Below are 5,101 nucleotides of genomic sequence, written 5' to 3'. Positions count from 1 at the left end.
CGACTTGCATGTATTAGGCACGCCGCCAGCGTTCGTCCTGAGCCAGGATCAAACTCTCCATTAAAGACCAACCCAAGTTGGTTTATAGAAAGAGCGATAAGCTCATGTTGAAACTGACGAGATAAAATATCTCTTGTTTGATTTTGCAAGCAAAATCATTTTACTCACTCGTTGTTCAGTTTTCAAAGATCAAACACTTCTCTTTCGCCGCGTTTTTCAGCAGCTATAAGATCATATCATGTTCGTCTCAAAAATGCAAGGGTTATTTTTCTGTTTTTTTGAAGATTATTTTACCCAAGCTTTTCGCTTTTGAAACTGCTGTTTTGTTGTCAGCTCAAATAATATATCATTTTCAGCAAAAGAAAGCAACTTGTAAATAATCCCTTTTTTAAACTTGAAATCCCTTCCACCTTTTAGTCAACCATTATTAGCTCCAATGTTACTTCAAAACAGCTAGTTCATAAAATCTCATGTGTTCAGTTCCATTTAATATAAATACATTATTGGTAATTAGCCGCTATACGACGTTGATTAGTTTTTTTGTAATCTATGTTGTTCGTTACCCCATGTGCTAGATTGTTAGAAGACATGCAGCAAGGCGAAGTCTCTTGGACCCCGCCTAATGGTATTCATATATTAGAGGCGACAAATTTCATGGGCACATTGGCCGTACGAAGGACAGCAGCACATGCCACGTAATACCTTGAGATCGTGAATGACAATCTTTCCATCCCTTGTATCTAGGGTTCCCTGTTCTTTCAGCGCGCTCAGCATCCGGTTCACACTCTCGCGCGTCGCTCCAATCATCTCACCTAATTCGGAGTGACTTAGCTTCATATTTAGTAAAATGCCATCCTTCACAGCCACGCCACATGTATTGCTAGCACGGATCAATGTAGACGCTAACGCTCCAGTTTTACCATACAACAGTAAGTCCCGAAAACGCGATTGCATAATGCGTTGCTTCATCGCCATCCACTGGATGAACTGAAGTGCCATTTCCCCATTTTTGGACAAGAGCGTCTCCAGATCCTTAACAAGCACGACGCCTAACTCACACACATCGGCTGTTTCCGCAGTGCAACTATACTCTTCTCCATCTATCCCGCTAAATTCCCCAATTAAGTCGCCTTGATGCTGAATGGTCAGAATCAGTTCTTTACCATCTTCTGTCGATTTACGAAGTTTAACATGACCTGAATGTATATAATAAAGCTGCTCTGCATCATCGCCTTCTCGGAAAAGCATAACGCCTGCCTTTACCTTCTTCCAGGACATAATATCTTTTAGCAGAACAAAATGTTCTTCTGTCAAATAAATCTGAATTCCCGTGCGTTCCGCTTCGTCCCCAAACCGTTCCATACAAGTGGCTTGCATGTTAGCGTCCTCCTCGTGTTTACCTGATATCTATATCATAATGTTTTAATGCCTGGGTTGTTATCGGGAGAACACCTGATTTTATACCTTCCTACTCCCTGATTTACTGTGATAAATATCACTTCCGAGGTAAGCTAACGCCCCATTTATTGACCTTTTCCTTACTCCTTACCCGACCTCATCAAAACTCAGTGTTTCCTGCGCCTATAGATCAGGGGGTTCCCTGATCTACTTTTGTAACTGTCGGAACTACAATGAATTAGAGATATAGTTTGGTTATGAAAAAGGATGTGTCTTCTATGCTACAAATAACGGATGAAATGCGAAAAGAACTGAACCAGTTGAGAGATACTATTTATAGTGATCTCACTGCCCTTGCATTTATGTCCAAGTCGGGTGGTAAGCTGCATTGGTATTACGCCTCCGGCAGCCGAAGCAATCGCTATCGCCTTATTTCTTTTAAGATTGGCCATGGTATTGCCGGGATGGCTGTTCGCTTGGGACGTACCGTGACTGTAAGTGCTTTACTATCAGGTAGTATACGTCTGCGTCAGGAGTGTGCACTAATGCTGGCCGAGCAGCTTAACTCTGCTGTTGCTATTCCCTTTTCCAGCACAGGGGATCTGCCTAACGGTGTGCTGCTTCTTGGTAATCGTGATGTGAGGACGTTCACAGAGTCTGATGTGGCCGAGGCCACTCAAGTCGCTCAACGCCTTAGCCAACTATGTGCTTACCCTCTCACTCCATAGATCAACAATGTTACTGTAGATAATAAAACTCATAAAACACTTGATATGGCTGTCCCTAACTATCTTTGTTGATTGAAATCCCTAAAATTTGCTATGATTATGACAAAACGCACGGTTTTTTTACCGTTCGAGGGGATGACAAATTGATTCGTATACTAGTAGTGGATGATCATGTTGTCGTACGTTCTGGCCTCATGGCCCTATTGGACGGCAAAAATGGTATTAAGGTCGTAGGAGATGCAGCAGACGGGGATGAGGCGATCCGTAAAGCAGTAGAGCTACAACCTAATGTCGTACTCATGGATTTTAGCATGCCACCTGGCAAAGATGGTCTCACGGCAACCACTGAATTAAAAAAACAGTTGCCCGATACAGAAGTCCTTATTTTAACGATGCATGACGATGAAGAATATCTGTTCCGAGCCATTCAGGCTGGAGCATCCGGATATATTTTAAAAAGCGCACCTCACGAGGAGTTACTCGCTGCCATCCAGTCTGTGGCCGAAGGTAGTGCCTATTTGTACCCGAATGCAACCAAACGACTGATGAGTGAATATCTGGACAAAATCAAACAGGAAGGCATAGCCGGACCCTATGAATCCTTGTCTGAGCGGGAAAAAGAGATTCTATCGTGGGTAGCCAAAGGATATGCCAACAAGGAAATTGCCGAGCACCTGGTGATTAGCGTCAAAACCGTAGAGTCCCATAAAAGCAATCTTATGGAGAAGCTTAACTTGAAAACACGACCTGAGCTAGTCAAATTCGCACTAAAAAAGGGGCTGCTCCATTATGAATGAACCTTCTAACCCTTTACTGCAGCATGCCTTTGGTGAATCAACCGATAAACTGCTGAATGATCTGGAAATTTATATACCAGAATCCCCTTTTCTTCATGCGCTGCGTAACTCACTCCACCAATTATCCAATCTGAAATTTGCTCTAGATACGTCTTCCATCGTTGCTTTGACCGATCATCGAGGTATTATTCAGTACGTAAACGACAAGTTCTGTGAGATTTCGCAATACAGTCGTGAAGAGCTGATCGGTCAGGATCATCGTCTTATTAATTCAGGCTATCATACCTCTGCCTTCATGAAAAACCTGTGGACTACGATCCGTTCAGGTGAGGTATGGCAAGGAGAAATACGTAATCGTGCTAAAGATAACAGCTACTATTGGGTGAATACTACGATCGTTCCGTTTATGGACGAGGAAGGTAAACCCTATCAGTACTTAGCGATCCGCAATGAGGTCACTAAACTGAAGAAAGTAGAAGCAGAACTCCAGTCTATGATGACGCAAGTCATGCAAATACAGGAAGAAGAACGTAAACGCTTTTCAAGAGAGCTGCATGATGGGATAGGGCAAAGCTTGTTTTCACTTATTATCCAATTGGATAGCCAACTTGCCGAACAACCTAGTGCTACTCTGGAGAATCTTCGTTCGCAGGTGACCGACATCATCAAAGATGTTCGTGGTCTAGCGTGGGAACTTCGTCCCTCAGTTCTGGATGATCTGGGTGTCGTCCCAGCCATAAGAACCTATATTGAAAACTTCTGTTCTCATTACGGGATTGAGGTGCATTTTCAATGCACTTTACGTAAACGGGTTGATATTCGCAAGGAAATTGCAATTTATCGGATTGTACAAGAAGCATTAACGAATGTAGCCAAATACGCAGATGTAGCAGAGGCATATGTCGACGTCGAGGATCAAAATGAAATGATACAAGTGACCATTCGGGATGAGGGCATTGGATTCTCTGGAAAGTCCCAAGGAGAGGGAGTTGGATTGTTCAGTATGGAAGAACGAGCTAGAGGGGTAGGGGGATTTATGAGCATAACCTCTGCTCCAGACAAGGGAACCTCCATCCAGCTGACCATTCCCGTGTAAAAACTGTCCACTAGATCGGTTATCGGTGTATGCCAGTTGTAATCAGAACGATATACACCGATACCGAAGATTATGGATAATCAACACATTGTGGATTACATGAGGATAAATACAAAAAAAGAGAGAGCTCTGTCCCCAGACAGGCTCTCTTTATTTATAAGGTGTCACCACTGAGGCAACAAGAATCCGCTATAGCAAAAAGCGGGTGATGGGAATCGAACCCACGCTACCAGCTTGGAAGGCTGGAGTTCTACCATTGAACTACACCCGCAAATCAGTATCGGGATGACACGATTTGAACATGCGACCCCCTGGTCCCAAACCAGGTGCTCTACCAAGCTGAGCTACATCCCGACATTATACATTTTTTAAGAAATGGCGCGCCCTGAGAGATTCGAACTCCCGGCCTTTTGATTCGTAGTCAAACGCTCTATCCAGCTGAGCTAAGGGCGCATATTAAATTCCATAATGAGTAGTCAAGGCGCCACCCAGATTTGAACTGGGGAATGAAGCTTTTGCAGAGCTTTGCCTTACCACTTGGCTATGGCGCCGTATGGATAATGGAGCGGACGACGGGAATCGAACCCGCGACCCTCGCCTTGGCAAGGCGATGCTCTACCGCTGAGCCACGTCCGCAAAATATGGTGCGGTCGAGAGGACTCGAACCTCCACGGGGGGTTAGCCCACACGGACCTGAACCGTGCGCGTCTGCCAATTCCGCCACGACCGCAAAATAATTATAAATGGTGAGCCATGAAGGACTCGAACCTTCGACACCCTGATTAAAAGTCAGGTGCTCTACCAACTGAGCTAATGGCTCTTAATGGCTGGGGATATAGGATTTGAACCTATGCATGACGGAGTCAAAGTCCGTTGCCTTACCGCTTGGCTAATCCCCAATAGATTAAGAATAAAGGGCGGCCGATGGGGCTTGAACCCACGAATGCCGGAGTCACAGTCCGGTGCGTTAACCACTTCGCCACGACCGCCATATGTTATGAAAAGACTGGTGGAGGATGATGGATTCGAACCACCGAACCCGTAAGGGAGCAGATTTACAGTCTGATGCGTTTGGCCACTTC

The 5,101-nt window shown here is 44.7% G+C and carries 4 protein-coding genes, 9 tRNA genes and 1 rRNA gene; 3 read left to right on the top strand and 11 right to left on the bottom strand.

The window, feature by feature from the left end; translation table 11 throughout:
- Both ACL9RM_RS26300 and ACL9RM_RS26295 read right to left on the bottom strand, forming a co-directional pair.
- Window positions 1-64: ribosomal RNA gene (locus ACL9RM_RS26300) — 16S ribosomal RNA — on the bottom strand; the annotation flags it as partial.
- A gap of 572 nt (window positions 65-636) precedes the next feature.
- A complete protein-coding gene (locus ACL9RM_RS26295) occupies window positions 637-1,377 on the bottom strand; it encodes a Crp/Fnr family transcriptional regulator (RefSeq protein ID WP_250267249.1) in 741 nt (246 codons plus the stop codon).
- Window positions 1,378-1,676: 299 nt separating this feature from the next.
- Here ACL9RM_RS26295 and ACL9RM_RS26290 point away from each other — a divergent pair, with 299 nt between their 5' ends.
- The 3 genes from ACL9RM_RS26290 to ACL9RM_RS26280 all read left to right on the top strand — a co-directional run bounded on the left by ACL9RM_RS26290 (window position 1,677) and on the right by ACL9RM_RS26280 (window position 4,019).
- Window positions 1,677-2,126: a GAF domain-containing protein gene (locus ACL9RM_RS26290; protein ID WP_250267248.1), complete on the top strand. Its 450-nt coding sequence runs from the start codon at window positions 1,677-1,679 to the stop codon at window positions 2,124-2,126.
- Window positions 2,127-2,269: 143 nt separating this feature from the next.
- On the top strand, window positions 2,270-2,923 hold the full coding sequence (locus ACL9RM_RS26285; RefSeq protein ID WP_016818376.1) for a response regulator: 654 nt from the start codon (window positions 2,270-2,272) through the stop codon (window positions 2,921-2,923).
- Window positions 2,916-4,019 (top strand): PAS domain-containing sensor histidine kinase, encoded by a 1,104-nt coding sequence (locus tag ACL9RM_RS26280; RefSeq protein ID WP_061832128.1) that lies wholly within the window; start codon window positions 2,916-2,918, stop codon window positions 4,017-4,019. The genes ACL9RM_RS26285 and ACL9RM_RS26280 overlap by 8 nt, the downstream gene beginning before the upstream one ends.
- Before the next feature lie 200 nt (window positions 4,020-4,219).
- Here ACL9RM_RS26280 and ACL9RM_RS26275 read toward each other — a convergent pair.
- The 9 genes from ACL9RM_RS26275 to ACL9RM_RS26235 form a co-directional block, all read right to left on the bottom strand.
- Window positions 4,220-4,290: transfer RNA gene (locus tag ACL9RM_RS26275), tRNA-Gly, on the bottom strand.
- A gap of 9 nt (window positions 4,291-4,299) precedes the next feature.
- Window positions 4,300-4,373 (bottom strand) — tRNA-Pro (locus ACL9RM_RS26270).
- A 22-nt stretch (window positions 4,374-4,395) separates the two neighbouring features.
- A tRNA-Arg gene (locus tag ACL9RM_RS26265) sits at window positions 4,396-4,472 on the bottom strand.
- A gap of 26 nt (window positions 4,473-4,498) precedes the next feature.
- A tRNA-Cys gene (locus ACL9RM_RS26260) sits at window positions 4,499-4,570 on the bottom strand.
- A gap of 10 nt (window positions 4,571-4,580) precedes the next feature.
- Window positions 4,581-4,655 (bottom strand) — tRNA-Gly (locus tag ACL9RM_RS26255).
- A gap of 6 nt (window positions 4,656-4,661) precedes the next feature.
- Window positions 4,662-4,749 (bottom strand) — tRNA-Leu (locus ACL9RM_RS26250).
- Window positions 4,750-4,763: 14 nt separating this feature from the next.
- A tRNA-Lys gene (locus tag ACL9RM_RS26245) sits at window positions 4,764-4,839 on the bottom strand.
- A 4-nt stretch (window positions 4,840-4,843) separates the two neighbouring features.
- Window positions 4,844-4,918 (bottom strand) — tRNA-Gln (locus ACL9RM_RS26240).
- 17 nt (window positions 4,919-4,935) lie between these two features.
- Window positions 4,936-5,008: transfer RNA gene (locus ACL9RM_RS26235), tRNA-His, on the bottom strand.
- Between the last annotated feature and the right edge of the window lie 93 nt (window positions 5,009-5,101).

Source organism: Paenibacillus sp. S29 (genome assembly GCF_049319765.1).
GTDB lineage: Bacteria > Bacillota > Bacilli > Paenibacillales > Paenibacillaceae > Paenibacillus > Paenibacillus polymyxa_B.
The sequence above is the reverse complement of the archived record's forward strand: the minus strand, read 5'-3'. Positions and strand labels throughout refer to the sequence as shown.

Excerpts from the sequence above, each read along its gene's own strand:
- ACL9RM_RS26295 (WP_250267249.1), bottom strand. The coding sequence starts at position 1,377 with ATGCAAGCCACTTGTATGGAACGGTTTGGGGACGAAGCGGAACGCACG.
- ACL9RM_RS26290 (WP_250267248.1), top strand. The coding sequence starts at position 1,677 with ATGCTACAAATAACGGATGAAATGCGAAAAGAACTGAACCAGTTGAGA.
- ACL9RM_RS26280 (WP_061832128.1), top strand. The coding sequence starts at position 2,916 with ATGAATGAACCTTCTAACCCTTTACTGCAGCATGCCTTTGGTGAATCA.